The organism is Halobellus ordinarius (genome assembly GCF_031823395.1).
In the GTDB taxonomy this organism is placed as follows: Archaea; Halobacteriota; Halobacteria; order Halobacteriales; family Haloferacaceae; genus Haloquadratum; species Haloquadratum ordinarius.
The window spans coordinates 23155-38267 of record NZ_JAVQKJ010000001.1 but is presented as its reverse complement, the minus strand read 5'-3'; the positions used below and the strand labels follow the sequence as shown (position 1 = coordinate 38267).

Below are 15113 nucleotides of genomic sequence, written 5' to 3'. Positions count from 1 at the left end.
TTCGCCTCCTGCGGCGGTCGAGACGTCGCGAGTCAGAGGATTGCTTAGACCGATCCGTTGGATCCGGCCGCCGTGGCGTTGCTTCCGTCGGTGGTCGTGGTGTTACCGCCGTCGGTGGTTGTGATGTTGCCCCCGTCGGTGGTCGTGCCGGTACCGTCGTCGGTTGTCGTGGTGTTGCCCTCTTCGGTCTCCGTTCCGGTCTCCTCGCCCTCTTCGCCGTCTTCGGTCACGATGAATCCGCCGGCGGCCTCGAGGACGTTCTCCTGTGATTCGGCGGGGTCGAAGGCGTTCGGGAACGGCGACTCCCCGGTGAGTTCGTTCAGGAAGGCGGCGTGACGCGCTTCGACGCTGTGGATCGCCAGCGCGCTGGAGAGGAGGTCGGGGCTCTCGACGAACGGGGCCGCTCCGGCGTACGCACTGACGCCGATGTTTTCGAGCACCCGAGCCGTCTGCAGGAACTCCTCGACTGTCTCGTAGCCGAAGTCGTACGACTGCTCTTCGTTGGGCGTCCCGCCGAGCAGTTCGACCGCCTGCGTGAGCACGTCGACGTGGGTCGCCTCCTGTTCGCCGATCTCCTGAAGGTAGCCGTAGATTTGCTCAGCCGATTCGGCCTGGTCGGACTCGGAGAGATCGAGTTCGGCGAAATCCTCCTCGTCGAACGTTTCGAGCCCCTCGCGGTAGAAGGCGCTCTCGAGATGTTCCAGCGTCAACGCGTAGTTCAACACGTCGATGTCCGTCCCCTCGACGTCGTCGAAGGACGCCGTCAGTTCCTCGGCTTCCTCCGGTTCCTCCGGTTCCTCCTCCGCTTCGTCGTCCTGTGCCAGGACGGAGCCGGTCGCGCCGCCGAGTGCCAGGAGTGTCCCGCCGGCGACTGCCGAACGGCCCAAAAAGCTCCGCCGGGAGTGCTCGTCGCTGTCGAGGTGGTCTTTCACTGATTCCGCAATCTGCGCTGCACGTGACTCTGTGTCGGTTGGTTCCGTCATAATCTCGTCGGGTTGCCCCAACGATTCGACCGTGGGGATGCGGGTGGATTGTTATACGTCTCCATTTGGCAGTACGGTGGGGCAAAGAAATCACCCTCTGCGACTACGGTCGGCCCAACAGCGTCCACGGAAAGTAAGGCCGGCCAAAAAATCTCCCCTGTGCGAGTACGGTCGGCCCAACAGCTCTCTCGGAAAGTAAGGTCGGCCAAAAAACGGCCCTATGCGAGTACGGTCGGCCCAACACACCGAGTCACGAGGTTCGACCGGCGAAAGCCGCGTAGTTGTGACATACGTCTTGTGCTGTCAGCGGGTCCGAACTGTCGAGTCACTACAGCCACCATCAGTTGACTTCCGCGAGCGAGTCGAAGCCGGCCCAACACGCACAGTCGAGGTCGTCGAGGGAGTTCACCTCGTCCGGTAGATCGGAGATCGGCATCCCGTCGTCGACTTCCTCACACCCGTCGGCGTGGATCGTGAAATCGTCGCTCGACATAATCGGCATATGACACGATAGGGACATCATCCCCAAGAACCTTACTGCCATCCCCGGACAGTCGGGTGGTCTGCAGCGCCCCGGATCCGCGGAGCCTTTGTTTCCTCCGTTCTCACATCGCCTTCGATGACCGAGTGTGGTCGATGCGGGGCGACAGCGAACCGGGCGAGCGGCGTCGTTATCGGAACTATCGACGGGGCCGACGAAACGGTCTGCAACGACTGCCGAGCGGAGACGCTCACAATGGAGACGAAGCTGTCAGAACAGGAGGCCGCGGTGGCGGCGGCCGAACAACTCGCGGCGGTTCCGACAAAAGAGGTCGCCGAGATTCTCGATTGCGACGCGGCCGCCGTCGAGCGACTCGACGCACAGATCCGATCGGAGATCGACGCGGCGGCGAAGACGCTGAATATGCTCGATCGAAGCGTCGGGCTGGACCGGCTGGCGAACGCCGACTCGGTCGAACACACCCGCGCGGAGGTAGAAACGTTACAGCGAACCGTGAGCGAACTCGGAGATCTGCGGTGAACACCCCGGCTATTTGGCCGTCGCTCTGCCGACGACCTACTCGTCGTCCTGGCCGTTGAGCGTGAGGTACCGGACGTCGATCATGCGGTCGTCGTCGAGGAGCGTCTCGATCACCGACTGCGGTACGGGATCGTCGAGGTTGTAGACGGTGAGTGCCTCGCCACCCTGCTCGTCGCGACGAGCGTTGTACATCCCCGCGATGTTGATATCGTGGTCGCCGAGGACGGAGCCGATGAAGCCGATCACGCCGGGCTTGTCGGCGTTGCGGGCGACGAGCATCTTCCCGTGGGGGACGGCATCGACCCGGTAGTCGTCGATCCGGACGATCCGCGGGTCGTCACCGGCGAAGAGTGTTCCACAGACGCCCAGCGACGTCTCGCCATCGCCGACGGTGACCGTCACGAGACTCTGGAAGTCCTCCGTCTGGAGCCGCTTGGACTCGGTCACGTCGATCCCGCGTTCCTCGGCGATCGAGGGGGCGTTGACGGCGTTGACCTGCCACTCCAGCGGCTCGAAGACGCCTTTCAGTGCCGAGGCGGTGACGAGTTCGACGTCCTCCTCGGCGATGTCGCCCTCGTAGGAGACTTCGATCTTGGAGATGCGACCGTCGAGTAACTGCGCGGCGATCTTCCCGGCCGTCTCCGCGAGGTCGATGTACGGCCGGATGCGCGGGAAGACGCTCTCGTCGACCGACGGCGCGTTCAGCGCGTTCATCACCGGTTCGCCCGCGAAGGCCGCGTCGATCTGGTCGGCGATCGAGGTGGCGACGTTCTCCTGGGCGGCCTCCGTCGAGGCGCCGAGATGTGGCGTGACGACGATCTCGTCGACGTCCAGCAGGGGGCTGTCCGGCGAGACCGGTTCGTCGGCGAAGACGTCGATCGCGGCGCCGTCGAGCGTCCCGTTGTCGACGGCCGCCGCCAGCGCGTCCTCGTCGACGACGCCGCCGCGGGCGCAGTTGATGAGGAAGCCGCCGCCCATCAGTTCGAGTTCGTCCGTCGAGATCATCCCCTCGGTCTCGGGCGTCAGCGGCGTGTGAACAGTCAGGAAGTCCGCGCGCTCCAGGCACTCCTCGAACTCGACGAGTTCGGCGCCGAGCCGATCGGCGCGTTCTTCGCTGATATACGGATCGTAGGCGACGAGGTCCATCCCGAGGCCGTCGAGGCGTTTCGCGACCTCCTGGCCGACACGGCCGAGGCCGACGATGCCCAGCGTCTTGCCGTTGAGTTCGGTCCCGAGGTAGTCGCTTTTGGCCCACTCGCCCGTCTTCAGGCGTGCGTGCGCCTGCGGGATCGAGCGCGCGACCGCGAACGACATCGCGACGGTGTGCTCGGCGGCGGCCCGAACGTTCCCCTCGGGCGCGTTCGCGACGATGATCCCGTGGTCGGTGGCGGCGTCGATGTCGATGTTGTCGACACCGATGCCCGCGCGGCCGACGATGACGAGGTCTTCTGCGGCCTCGAACACCGCCTCGGTCACGTCCGTTCCGGATCGGACGACGAGCGCGTTGGCGTCTGCGACTGCTTCGAGCAACGCCTCACCTTCGACGTCGTAGGCCGTCTCGACGTCGTGACCCGACGCCCGAAGCCGTTCGAGCCCCGCGTCGTCGATCGGATCCGTAATAAGGACCTTCATATAGTAACCCATCCCCGGTCCGGGGTTAAACGTTTCTTCATCGGCCTGCACGGCCGTCTGTGGCCTGTTACCGACTGACGAGGGGCCGCCGGATAGGTGGCTTGAAAGCCTCCGCGGACGACGTCTGCGTATGCGTCTCGTGGCCTTCGACTTCGACGGAACGCTCTCGGACTCCGAGATGACGATCCTGCTCGGCGAGCGGATGGACGTCGCCGATCGGATGGCGGATATCACCGAACGGGCGATGAACGACGAACTCTCCTACGCCGAGAGCCTGCGGGAGCGCGCGTCACTCCTGGAGGGACTCGCTGAGGAGGACGCCGAGGCTGCCTTCGACGGGGTGCGCCTGCGCCCCGGCGCGGCTGACCTCATCGAACGACTCCACGACGCCGGCCACCACGTCGCGATCCTGACCGGCGGGTTCGAGCGCGGCGTCGAGCAGGCTCTGGAGCGCGAGGGTGTCAGCGTCGACACGATCGTCGCGAACCGCCTGCCGATGGAGGGCGGCCGCCTCACGGGCGGCGTCGAAGGGCCGCTCGTGACGGGGACGAAGGACGAAGCACTCGAATCGCTCGCAGAGGACCTCGACGTCCCGCTCTCGCGGACCATCGCCGTCGGCGACGGCGCGAACGACCTCCCGATGCTCGAAGTCGCCGGCCTGTCCGTCGGCTACCTCCCGAAAGACGCCGTCCGGCCCGCCTGCGACGCCGTCGTCGCCTCGATGTACCGGCTCGGGAAGCTCTTCGAGGGACACGGCATCGTCCGACGAACCGAGCAGTGAGCGGGGATGCTGCCGTCACTGCACCGGTGACTCCTCGCCGGCTCATACTGCTTACGCTCGTCTCTTCCCGCCGAATGCCACCCCCGGTGGCGGCGCTCGGCGGTAACACGTGAGAGTAATCAGTATCAGAGCGTCCGCGACATCCGGTGTGTCATCCCCATTGGATTGACGGCGGAGAACCCGGCGCGGCTGTAAAACCGTTGCTGATACCGCTTCGTCTTCTCGACGGTTAGCCACACGTAGCCGACGCTGTCCTGCTGTGCCTGCCCCATCCCACCCGCCAGGAGATGGCTCCCGATTCCGGCCTGCTGGTAGTCCTGGTGGACGAACACGAAGAGTTCGTGACGACCGGTTCCGTCGGGCACGAACCCCACGTGGCCCACGATCCGGCCGTCGCAGGAGGCCACCACGTTCACGCCGTCGAGGACGTCCGAGAGCCACGACCGGATCCCGTCGATGGCGAGCGGGGGGACACCCTGGGCTCGCTGCGTCGGATCGAACGAATCGTACATTTCGACCAGTTCCGCGAAGTCGCTGTCACGGTACGGTCGGATCTCGATTGCTCGGCCGTCTGCGTCGGTCGCAGCGAACGGCGTACCCGTCGGTGTGATCTGTCGGGGCCGGAAGCGGGCGGCGAGTGTCCTGATGCCATCGAGGAGTCGTGGGATCGAAGTCGAGTGGGTCGTGTCTGGTTTCATATGCGGGGAACCGTGTATCTTTGATGGTCGTTAGGCCACAATAGTGGCCGTATATCCACTATTTTGTCTCTATATGCCTTGTCTATCCGATAATACTTAGATTTGTTGGAAGATTGAACATACAAAATGATGAGGAAGACACGAGTCGCTGACGGCTGGCCTGACCGTTTCAGTGCCGAGATTCCTCCGTGGAGACGGCTGCCGGAACACGCCGACGACTGTCTCTCGTACTGATTACTCTCACTTGTCACCGCCGAGCGCCGTCAACGGGGTGTCGATCGGCGGGAAGACACGACCGTACTCAGTCTCAGTCCCCGTCCGCGACGGCGGTCCGCTCCATCTCCGCGAGGTCCCCAGCGAGCGCCTCCGCGATAGCGCGCGAGAGCCGCGGGGGGACGGCGTTGCCGACGACTTTCAACTGCGTGCTCTTGGGGCCCTGGAAGACGTAGTCGTCGGGGAACGACTGCAGGATCGCACACTCGCGGACGGTGCCGACGCGGTCCGCCTCGGGGTGGACGAACGGCGCGTTGTGGTTCTCCTTGATCGTGATCGACGGCTCGTCGCGCCGGAGCCGCCGCCAGCTGTCCCCGTAGCTCTCATAGAGGCTCTCGCCGGGGTCGACCTCGGCGATCCGTTCGACCATCTCCGCGGAGTGATTCGTTTTCTCGTGGTTCGGCAGGTCTTCGATCGGTTCCTCGCCGTCGCGTTCCAAGAGCGCTTCTTCGACGGTCACGTACGGCTTCAACTGCTTCCCAGTGAGCGTCGTCTGCTTCGAGGGTCCGTGCGTCCGGTCGGGATACGTCGGGATCGAGCCGTCGCGGCGGCCCTGAAAGATGACGCGACGGCGCTTCTGCGGGACGCCGTAGTCGGCGGCGTTCAGCGTCTCGTATGCGGGCTTCTCGTACCCCGCGCGCTCGAAGCCTTCGAGGATCGCCCGGAGCGTGTCGCCGCCCTCCATCGACTTGATCCCGGGGACGTTCTCCATCACGAACGCGGCAGGCTGGACGAACTCGACGAAGTCGATGAAGCTCCCGACGAGGTAGTTACGCTCGTCGTCGGGGTCGCGGTGGCCCGCGATGCTGAACCCCTTGCACGGCGGCCCGCCGATCACGACGTCTACGCCGTCGGGATCGATCCGGTGCGTCTCGAAGAACGCCTCGGGGTCGACCGCAGCGAGGTCCGCCTGGATCGCCAGCGCGTCCTCGTGGTTGTGCTCGTAGGTGGCGAGGAAGTCCTCGTTCACGTCGACGCCCGCGACGACGTCGTAGCCCGCCTGCAGGAAGCCCTCCGAGAGGCCGCCGCCGCCGCAGAACAGATCGAGCACGGTGATCGCGGACCGATCGGGAGCGGAGTCCGACATTCGGTATCTGTCCGACTTTCGTCGCCGACTGTAATTAAACACCGCGGGGTTGTCGCGCGGACTCTGCTGGGAGCGTGTTTCGACTGAGGGCGACGTGCGCTGCGGCTCTCGCGGCCCTCGCGCCCGGCTACCGCTGAAAGTCGACCGGCTTCGTTCCCTCCGCGCGCAGCACGTCGGTCGTCCGCGGCTCCGTCCGGGCGATCGGCTCCCCGTCGCGGAGCACGAGCGTCCGCGGCGCCTGCCTCCGAAGCGCGTTGAACGGATCGGGGGCGTCGTACACCACGAGCGACCCCTCGTTGCCCGCTTGCAGTCCGTACGACTCCGCACCGAAGACCGTCGCGTTGGCGTCGGTCAGCATCTCCCAGAGGACGGCGACGTCGCCGTGGCCGGCCATATGGGCGTAGTGCGCGAGAATAAACGCCGCATCCAGCGGGTCGGCGGCGCCGTAGTGGTACCAGGGATCGAGCACCGAGTCGTGTCCGAGGCCGACAGTCACGCCCGCCTCGCGGAGTTCGTCGATGCGGGTGTGTCCCCGTCGGCGCGGGTAGTCGTCGTAGGAGCCCTGGAGGACGGAGTTGTCCGGTGGGTTGGTCACGACCGTGATGCCGCTGTCGGCAATCAGCGAGATCAGTTTGTCGGCGTAGGCGTTGTTGTACGAGTGCATCGCGGTCGTGTGGCTGGCGTTGACGCGGTCGCCGATCCCGCGCTTCAGCGCCTCGCTGGCGAGCACTTCCGTAAACCGCGAGTTCGGATCGTCCGTCTCGTCGATATGGAGATCAAGCGGCCGGTCGTGTCGCTCGGCGATGTCGCAGGCGATTTTCACGCTCTCGACGCCGTCGTCGCGGGTGTACTCGTTGTGCGGGATCGCGCCGACGAGGTCGACGCCCATCTCCACGGCCTCCCGGAGGAGGTCCTCGTGGGACTCGTCGGTGAGGAGGCCGTCCTGCGGGAAGCCGACGACCTGCAGGTCGACGAGATCCGAGACTTGCGATTGTAGTTCGAGGAGTGCCTCGACTGTCGTCAGCGACGGTTCGGTCGTGTCGGCGTGGGTGCGGATCCGGGTCACCCCGTTGGCCGCGTACCACTCGACGGTCCGCGTCGCGCGCTCGACGATGTCCTCGACGGTGATATCCTCCTTGTACGCCGCCCAGATGTCGATCCCCTCCGCGAGCGTCCCACTTTCGTTCCAGGAGGGGTCGCCCGCCGTCCCGGTCGCGTCGAGGTGGACGTGCGGTTCGATCAGCGGCGCCGTCACGAGCCGGCCGTCGGCGTCGTACCGGCGGTCGCCGGGGAACTGTCCCGGATCTCCCTCGCCGGCGGTGACGAGCCGCTCGATCGTCCCGTCGCGGATTTCGACGTCGACGGCGTCGCCGTCGCGCGTCCTGGCGTCGGTCACGATGTACTCGGACATACCGGAATGCGACGCCGCACCGACGCTTGAGTGTTTGGTCCGGGCGCCTCCTTCGCGCTCGACCTGTGTCGGAAGCGCCCCCGATCCGCATCGATTCGCGCCCGATTTGCATCTGAACCCCACCTGATCCGCATCCGGACCCCACCCGACCCGCATCCGAACCCCACCTGATCCGCATCCGACCCGCATCCGAACCACACCCGACCCGCATCCGAACCACACCCGACCCGCATCCGAACCGACGTATCGGCACTCAAGAGCCGAATTCCTGTTCGAACTGTGCGATCGACTCGTCGGTCCCGGCGACGACGACCTCGTCGTCGTCCTCGAAGACGAACGCGGTCGGATCGAACTCGGTGAGCGTCTCTCCGTCTCTGACGACAGCGACGACCGTACAACCGGTCGCAGTCCGAACCTCCTCGTCGGCAAGCGTGCTCCCCGTCAGGCCTCCGGCCGGGAGGCGAACGACGTTGACGTGCGTCCCGTACGTCAGCACTTCCTCGTCGGCGAAGACGGTCGAAGCGAGCATCCGCCCGCTGACCGTCGCGAGCGACTGCACGTAGTCCGCGCCCGCCCGGTAGAGCTTCTCGACGTCGGCCTCCTCGTCCGCCCGGACGACGATCCGGACCTCCGGGTTCAGTTCGCGAGCGATGAGTGTCGTCAGAACCGCCGTCGTATCGTCCGCGACGGTGACGACCAGCGCGTCGGCGTCGATAATCCCCGCCTCCTCTAAGACATCCGGGTCCCGGGCGTCCCCGACGACGTCGACGGGTCCCTTCTCCTCGACGTCGAGGACGGTCACCCGGGAACCGGACCCGGCGAGTGCCTCGGCGGCGGCCTCGCCGGAGTCGCCGTAGCCCGCGATGATTGTCCGACGCGACGAGAATTCACGGACAGTTGCGGCTGTCGCCGACCGCAACGACTCGACCTGCCCTGACTCACCGGAGACGAGGAGCCGCGTCCCGGGCGTCAGTTCGTCGGTCGGATCGACGGGGGTTCGGAACTCGCCGCTGAACCACGCGCCGATGACGTTTACGCCGAACCGCTCCCGTAACGCGGCGGTCTCGAACGTCTCCGCGGAGAGATCGCTGTCGGCTGCGACCGTCAGCTCGACGAGCTCGAAGTCGTCGCCGAGCACGACCCCGTCTGCGATCTCTGCGGTCACCGCGGTCGGCACCTGATCGGCGAGACTCCGGCCCAGTAGCTGCCGGGGGGAGAGGACGTCGTCGACGCCCGCAGCCCGATGATACTGCGCGAGGGTGGCGTCTTCGACGAGAGTGATCACACGCACGTCGGCGCGCGCATCGCGAACGGAGAGAGCGACACTCGCGCTCGTGTCGTCGGGGGCGTCGACGACGACGCCGAGCGCGGCGTCGATCCCGGCGCCCTCCAGCGTCTCGACCGACTCGGGATCGCCGTGGATCACCCGATAGCCCGACTCGTGGAGGTCGCGAGCGGTCTCGGCGTCGGATTCGACGAGGACGTACTCCCGACCTCGAGCGTCGAGTTCCGCGATGAAGGCGTCGGTCCGTGGGGTGTGTTCACAGATGATGATGTGGTCTTCCACCTCGGTGATCGTCGCCGGTGCTTCGGGCGTGAGGGCGTCCCGGAGCCAGGGAACCGCGAACACGTCGACAGCAGTCAGAATGAGCCCGATGCCGGCCAGTTGCATCGAGATGACGAGCGCGTTCATCTGGATCGTCTGCCAGGGGGCGTCCTCCCCGTAGCCGGTCGTTGTAAAGCTCTGAATGACGACCTCCAGCGAGCGATACAGCGGCTGCGGGCGGTTCTCCCAGGTGGCCATCCCGAAATTGTAGACGCCGGCGAAGAGCAGCGTGGTCGCGACGACCAACGCGAGGTAGTAGACGGTTCGGCGGGAGCGCAGTAGCATACCGGGCTGTACACGCGATCCTTGTTTATACCTCCGTGGCACGGTCCGCCGAATCCCGCAGTTCTGTACAAACGACCGTCTCTCGGTCGGTATTCCGGCGTTGCGACAATTCTCTCGGCGTTCGTCCGAACGCTTCGACCACCTGCGGACAAATGTGGACACAATCCCCAATTTTATCAAAGCGCGCGATGAGCCGAGACCGATGGCAACGGAAGACGACACGCCCGCGTGGCGACGGTTCGTGTTCGGCAACGAGGACCTCCCCGACCCCGACTATCCGCTGGATCACGTCCCGGGAGACGAACGGAAGGGACTCGCGAGCATCTCGGCGGTCCTGCTCGGCTTCGTGTTCTTCGCCGGGACGCTGTGGGCCGGCGCGGAGGTCGGCGCCGCGATGGGCTTCGGGTCGATGCTCACGGCGATGGCGGTCGGGTACGCTATCCTGGGCGTCTACGTCGCGACGCTGTGTGGCATCGCCGCGAAGGCCGGCTTGACGACGGTGCTGCTCGCGCGGTACAGTTTCGGCCGCTGGGGCGCGAAGTTCGCCGATCTGATGCTCGGGGGCACGCAGGTCGGCTGGTTCGGGGTCACGATCCCGATGGTCGCGATTCCGACGGCGACCTTTTTCGGCCTCGATACGCCGACGTTCACGGCCGCGCTCATTCTGCTCTGGGGAATCTTGCACCTCGCGACGGCGTACTTCGGCTACGAGGGGATGGAGACGCTCTCGTTCGTCGCGGTGCCGATCCTGGTGATCGTCGGCCTGCTTTCGATCTTCATCGCGGTCGGCGACGTCGGCGGTATCGGCGGTCTGTTCAGTGGCGCTGCCGGCGGCGGGATGGGCTTTGCCGCCGCCGTAACTGTCGTCGTGGGCACCTTCATCAGCGGCGGGACCCAGGCGCCGAACTGGGCGCGGTTCGCCAGCAGCACCCGGGTCGGGTTCTGGGCGGGCCTGATCGCTTTCCTCGTCGGGAACGGTTTCCTCTTCCTGTCGGGCGCTGTCGGCGGTTCGGTCTACAGTGTCACGCCTGCAGGCGACCTCTATGAGGTGCTCGCGGCCCAGGGTCTCGCCGCGATCGGCCTCATCGCGCTGATCCTCAACATCTGGACGACCAACGACAACGCGGCCTACGCCTTCGGCGTCGCTGGCAGCGAGGCCTTCGAGTTCGACCGCAAGCGGCCGTTCATCCTGGCCGGCGGGTCGATCGGGATCGTCCTCGCGTTGGTCGGCGCCGACAGCCTGTTGATCCCGTGGCTGTCGACGCTCGGTCAGTACATCCCGCCGCTCGGCGGGGTGCTCATCGCGGACTTCCTGCTGTGCTGGCAGATGCGCGTCCCGAAGATGGACGACGTTCGCTTTACGGGTGTCCGCTGGACTGGTGTCGTCGCCTATGCCGTCGGCGCGGTCGTCGCAGTGCTGACGGCCGGGCAGGTCGTTCCGGGCGTGGCGGCGCCCCAGCTGATCCCGGGCGTCGCCGGCGCGGCGCTGAACGGCCTCGTCGCCGGCTTCCTCGCCCACGTCGCGGCGTACTACCTGCTCGAATCGACCGGCGTTCTTCCCGGCCACGAGGTCGATCCCGACGCCGAACGGCTGTGATCGGCGTCGAGCGGTTAACAGCACGGAATAGGTCTTCCGCACCGACCGATCGCTGATTTCCGCGGATCGCCCGTCGAGTTCTGTTGATCGCTCGTCGAGTTCTGCAAATCACCCGTCGAGTTCTTCCTGTAAGGACGCCCGCCACTCCTGGGGATTGTACCAGCCGCAGCCGACACAGCCGACCTCCTCCTCGTACTCCTCGCCACCCTCGTAGTAGTAGCCGATCTGCATAAACGGCGGCCGCGTGCCGTTCTCGACGCAGGATTCGCACTTCCGGCTCTTCAGGAGATTGTGGGTCCGCGTGAGGATCTGGAAGTGTTCGCGGACCTCCTCGTCGCTCATCGACTCGTAGTCGAAGCTCTCCGAGTCCTCCCAGCGGACCTCCGGCACGCGGTGGTCGACTTCGAGCGTCGTGCTCGGCGAGGAGCCGTCGAAGGCGTCGCGGTGGTCGTAGAGGTCGCGGACGCGCCGCTTGAACGAATTGGGCATCTCCTGGCGCGTGATCGGCTTCTGGGTCGGAAACGGGTACTTGAGTTTCCGGTGGAACGTGGTGGCCTCACAGTTCTCGCAGTGCAGGTAGTCGCCCTGTCCCTGGCCGGTGTTCTGGACGAACTCGAAGCCCTCCTTCCGGAGCATCTGGATGTCTTTCGCCGGCTGGGAACTGGGGAGTTCACACGCCGAGCAGTGCCACTCGCAATCCGAGAGGGTCTCGAACGTAGCCGCGCGTTTGGTGCCCTCGTTGGAGGGGTTCCAGTCCTGCGTCGCGTACTCGTGGACGCGCTCGCCGAAGTCGGTGAGGCTGTACGTCGACCCATCGCGCTCGGCGATGCCGTCGTCGACGAACGTCGAGAGGATCGTTTCGGCGTCGGACCCCTCCGTGACGGTCTTCGGTCCCTCTGCGAGCTTCGAGAGCACCGCCCGTCGACGGGAGTCCTCCCGAACCGACAGGATCAACTCGGCCGTCGCCTCGTCCATTCCGGGCATACCGACGACTCGGGTGCGCGGGACCAAAGCCGTGTGGGAATTGCTGCCCTGACGGGACTCACAGCGCAATCAGCGGCAGGCGATCACACGGCCACTATCAGTCATCCGATACCGCCCCGGCCGGCGCCGACCCGGCTCCTTCCAGCGAGCCGTCGATCGTCCGGTGCGGATAGGGGATAGTGATCCCCTCCTCCTCGAACCGATCCGTAACCGCCTGCACGAACTGGCCGCGGATCCCCAGGAAGTCCGAGCCGCCGGGATCGCTGATCCAGATGCGGCTCTGCAGGCCGAACGACGCCTCGTTGATCTCGATCAGCCGGACGGACGGCTCGGGGTCCTCGAGGATGCCCTCCCGCTTTTTCGCCTCTTCGACGATGATGTCCGTCGCTCTGTCGACGTCGTCCTCGAAGCCGATCCGGAAGGTGAACTTCAGCCGGAGTGTCCCGTTCCGGTCGTAGTTCTTGATGACGCCGTCGGTGAGTTGAGAGTTCGGCACCGTGAGGTGTTCGTTGTCGAAGGTCCGGACGCGACTCACCCGGAGGCTGATGTCCTCGACGTACCCGGAGTTTCCCTCCCACTCGATCCAATCGCCCGTCCGGAACGGCTCGTCCGTGTAGATGAACACGCCCGCGACGAAGTTTTTGATCACGTCCTGCATCGCAAAGCCGACCGCGAGGGTGGCGGCGGCCGTCACCGTCGAGAGCGCGATCAGGATGTTTCCGAAGCCGGCGACGGCGAAGGCGACCGCGACCGCGGCGAAGAGCAGCGCGCCGTAGATCACGAGCACCACCGGCTTCCGGACGTGTTCGTCGAGGCCGCGCCGATCGAGGAGGCGGGTGACGAGCGGGACGACTACGATCTTGCTGACGGCGTAGATCCCGAGAAATACCACCGCGAACACCACTGCCGCGGCGGCCGCGTCGGCTAACTGCGGCGGGAGCCCGATGTCAGATAGCACCTCACCGAGATAGCCGCCGATCCCCGTCGCCGCCTGGAGTCCCGCGACGGTCATTCTGCCCACCGCCTTGGCTGCGCTACCGTTTCCGTACCACAGTTACCTGGATCCAGCATATCCCGTTCATCACCCGGCCGGGTGTTGATACCATCGCACGGTCTTGACTGGGGGGCGCTCAGTGTCCGCCTATCTGCTCGCAGACACTCTGGCTCACGGTGGGGCTTCCGGAGACAGCCCCCGGCGCCTCATCCGCCGGCCGCGCGGGCTTCCGGAGACAGCCCCCGGCGCCTCATCCGCCGGCCGCGCGGGCTTCCCGGCGCGCGGCGGCGACGCTCTTCCCGTCGCGGAGGACGGCGTCGACGAATAGCTCGCCGGCCTTGTAGGAGGACCGCACCATCGGTCCCGAGGCACAGTAGAGGAATCCGAGTTCCTCCTCGGCGATGCGTCGCCACGTCTCGAAGGCGTCGGGATGGACGTACTCGAAGACGTCCAGATGCGAGCGAGAGGGCTGGAGGTACTGTCCCAGCGTGACCACGTCGACGTCGGCCTCCCGGAGGTCCGACAGCGTCCGGTAGATCTCGTGGTCGTACTCGCCGAGTCCGAGCATCAGGCTCGTCTTCGTGTAGATGTCCGACTCCTCGGAAACCTGTTCGAGCACCGAGAGCGACTGCTCGTAGCCGGCGCGGCGGTCCCGGACCGGCCACTGGAGGCGTTCGACGGTCTCGACGTTGTGGGCGATCACGTCGGGGCCGGCGTCGATGATCTCGCGGACGAGGTCCGGTTCTCCCTGGAAGTCGGGGATGAGTACCTCCACGAGGATCCCGGGATCGCGGTCTTTGATCTCTCGGATCGTCCGCGCGAAGTGCCCCGCGCCCTGATCGGGCAGGTCGTCGCGGTCGACGGAGGTGAGCACGACGTAGTCGAGACCGATCTCGGCGACGGCGTCGGCGACGTCTGCGGGTTCGTCGGGGTCGAGCGCCTCCATCCCGCCCGTCTCGACGTCGCAGAAGTTACAGCCCCGCGAGCAGCGATCACCCATCAGCATAAAGGTCGCCGTCCCTGGGCCGTCGCGGCCACTCCAGCACTCGCCCATATTCGGGCAGTTCGCCTCCTCACAGACCGTATGCAGGTCCCGATCGCGGAGCGTCTCCTTGATATCGGTGAACTGACGCCCCGACGGCGGGCGCATCTTCAGCCAGTCGGGTTTCTGCCTGCCGCTCATACTACAGCCTTCGGCCGACCGAGCAAAAGCCTGGGGGTCGGGTGTCGGTCGCGGTGTGCGGTCTCGGCTCTTCTCAGATAGGCGAACAGTCGGTCCTACGGCGGGTTGCTTCCGGCGTTCAGCGGCGCATACGAGTCCCTGTGATAGGCGACCCGCCAGAGTTTGAGTACGGCGCGAGTGACCAACGCCTCTGGTGCCTGTGTGATACAGGACGCTTCGACCTCGCCCGGATCCGCACTCGCGTCGGGCGGCGGATGATAGTGTTCGAGTCCGGAGACGTTGACGTAGTCTCCGCCGTGAGGATGCTTTCTCCAGCGGAAATTCACCTCCTCCGTGTCCGTGTAGTGAAATTTGTAGTCGTCCCGTGTCGTCCACTGGACGTCGAGGCGGCCCTCGGTGGCTTCACACAGGCCGTCGTCGAGCGTGACTTCGAGGACCGACGGATCGAGATAGTCGTCGAGTTCGGCCGTCGCAAGCGGCTCCATCCCCTCGACTACGTCCCGAATCGTGAGCAGTGCCGGCCGGTCGGTTGCCCCGCGAAGAGTATGCGTTTCGGATCGGTCAGCTCGCTCCTGCAT

General features: G+C 65.8%; 14 protein-coding genes. 3 read left to right on the top strand and 11 right to left on the bottom strand.

Annotated elements, in window-relative coordinates:
- Window positions 1–44: 44 nt before the first annotated feature.
- Entirely contained in the window at window positions 45–983 is a 939-nt protein-coding gene (locus tag RJT48_RS00160; RefSeq protein ID WP_311170199.1) for a ferritin-like domain-containing protein, read from the bottom strand.
- Between the two features lie 340 nt (window positions 984–1323).
- Window positions 1324–1485 carry a hypothetical protein gene (locus tag RJT48_RS00155; protein WP_311170198.1) on the bottom strand — a complete coding sequence of 54 codons (162 nt, stop codon included), beginning with the start codon at window positions 1483–1485 and terminating at the stop codon, window positions 1324–1326.
- A 117-nt stretch (window positions 1486–1602) separates the two neighbouring features.
- Between RJT48_RS00155 and RJT48_RS00150 the strand changes: the two genes are divergently transcribed.
- Window positions 1603–2004, top strand: coding sequence for a hypothetical protein (locus RJT48_RS00150; RefSeq protein ID WP_311170197.1), 402 nt, complete (start codon window positions 1603–1605; stop codon window positions 2002–2004).
- A 36-nt stretch (window positions 2005–2040) separates the two neighbouring features.
- Here the strand turns inward: RJT48_RS00150 and serA are convergent, their stop codons facing one another.
- On the bottom strand, window positions 2041–3636 hold the full coding sequence (gene serA, locus RJT48_RS00145; RefSeq protein WP_311170196.1) for a phosphoglycerate dehydrogenase: 1596 nt from the start codon (window positions 3634–3636) through the stop codon (window positions 2041–2043).
- A 130-nt stretch (window positions 3637–3766) separates the two neighbouring features.
- On the opposite strand from serA, the gene serB reads away from it, so the two are divergent.
- Window positions 3767–4417, top strand: a complete 651-nt coding sequence (gene serB, locus RJT48_RS00140; RefSeq protein ID WP_311170195.1) for a phosphoserine phosphatase SerB — start codon at window positions 3767–3769, stop codon at window positions 4415–4417.
- A 125-nt stretch (window positions 4418–4542) separates the two neighbouring features.
- On the opposite strand, the gene RJT48_RS00135 is transcribed toward serB, so the two are convergent.
- The 4 genes from RJT48_RS00135 to RJT48_RS00120 all read right to left on the bottom strand — a co-directional run bounded on the left by RJT48_RS00135 (window position 4543) and on the right by RJT48_RS00120 (window position 9777).
- Window positions 4543–5115, bottom strand: a complete 573-nt coding sequence (locus RJT48_RS00135) for a GNAT family N-acetyltransferase (protein WP_311170194.1) — start codon at window positions 5113–5115, stop codon at window positions 4543–4545.
- A gap of 307 nt (window positions 5116–5422) precedes the next feature.
- On the bottom strand, window positions 5423–6475 hold the full coding sequence (locus RJT48_RS00130) for a DNA cytosine methyltransferase (protein ID WP_311170193.1): 1053 nt from the start codon (window positions 6473–6475) through the stop codon (window positions 5423–5425).
- A gap of 127 nt (window positions 6476–6602) precedes the next feature.
- Window positions 6603–7886: a cytosine deaminase gene (locus RJT48_RS00125; protein WP_311170192.1), complete on the bottom strand. Its 1284-nt coding sequence runs from the start codon at window positions 7884–7886 to the stop codon at window positions 6603–6605.
- A 253-nt stretch (window positions 7887–8139) separates the two neighbouring features.
- Window positions 8140–9777 carry a potassium channel family protein gene (locus RJT48_RS00120; RefSeq protein WP_311170191.1) on the bottom strand — a complete coding sequence of 546 codons (1638 nt, stop codon included), beginning with the start codon at window positions 9775–9777 and terminating at the stop codon, window positions 8140–8142.
- A gap of 202 nt (window positions 9778–9979) precedes the next feature.
- On the opposite strand from RJT48_RS00120, the gene codB reads away from it, so the two are divergent.
- Window positions 9980–11374 (top strand): cytosine permease, encoded by a 1395-nt coding sequence (gene codB / locus RJT48_RS00115; protein ID WP_311170190.1) that lies wholly within the window; start codon window positions 9980–9982, stop codon window positions 11372–11374.
- Window positions 11375–11482: 108 nt separating this feature from the next.
- Here the strand turns inward: codB and RJT48_RS00110 are convergent, their stop codons facing one another.
- The 4 genes from RJT48_RS00110 to RJT48_RS00095 all read right to left on the bottom strand — a co-directional run bounded on the left by RJT48_RS00110 (window position 11483) and on the right by RJT48_RS00095 (window position 15113).
- Window positions 11483–12358 (bottom strand): hypothetical protein, encoded by an 876-nt coding sequence (locus RJT48_RS00110; protein ID WP_311170189.1) that lies wholly within the window; start codon window positions 12356–12358, stop codon window positions 11483–11485.
- A 97-nt stretch (window positions 12359–12455) separates the two neighbouring features.
- Window positions 12456–13370 carry a mechanosensitive ion channel family protein gene (locus RJT48_RS00105; protein WP_311170188.1) on the bottom strand — a complete coding sequence of 305 codons (915 nt, stop codon included), beginning with the start codon at window positions 13368–13370 and terminating at the stop codon, window positions 12456–12458.
- Window positions 13371–13602: 232 nt separating this feature from the next.
- Window positions 13603–14535, bottom strand: coding sequence for a lipoyl synthase (gene lipA, locus RJT48_RS00100; RefSeq protein WP_311170187.1), 933 nt, complete (start codon window positions 14533–14535; stop codon window positions 13603–13605).
- A gap of 95 nt (window positions 14536–14630) precedes the next feature.
- Window positions 14631–15113 carry a toxin-antitoxin system TumE family protein gene (locus RJT48_RS00095; RefSeq protein WP_311170186.1) on the bottom strand — a complete coding sequence of 161 codons (483 nt, stop codon included), beginning with the start codon at window positions 15111–15113 and terminating at the stop codon, window positions 14631–14633.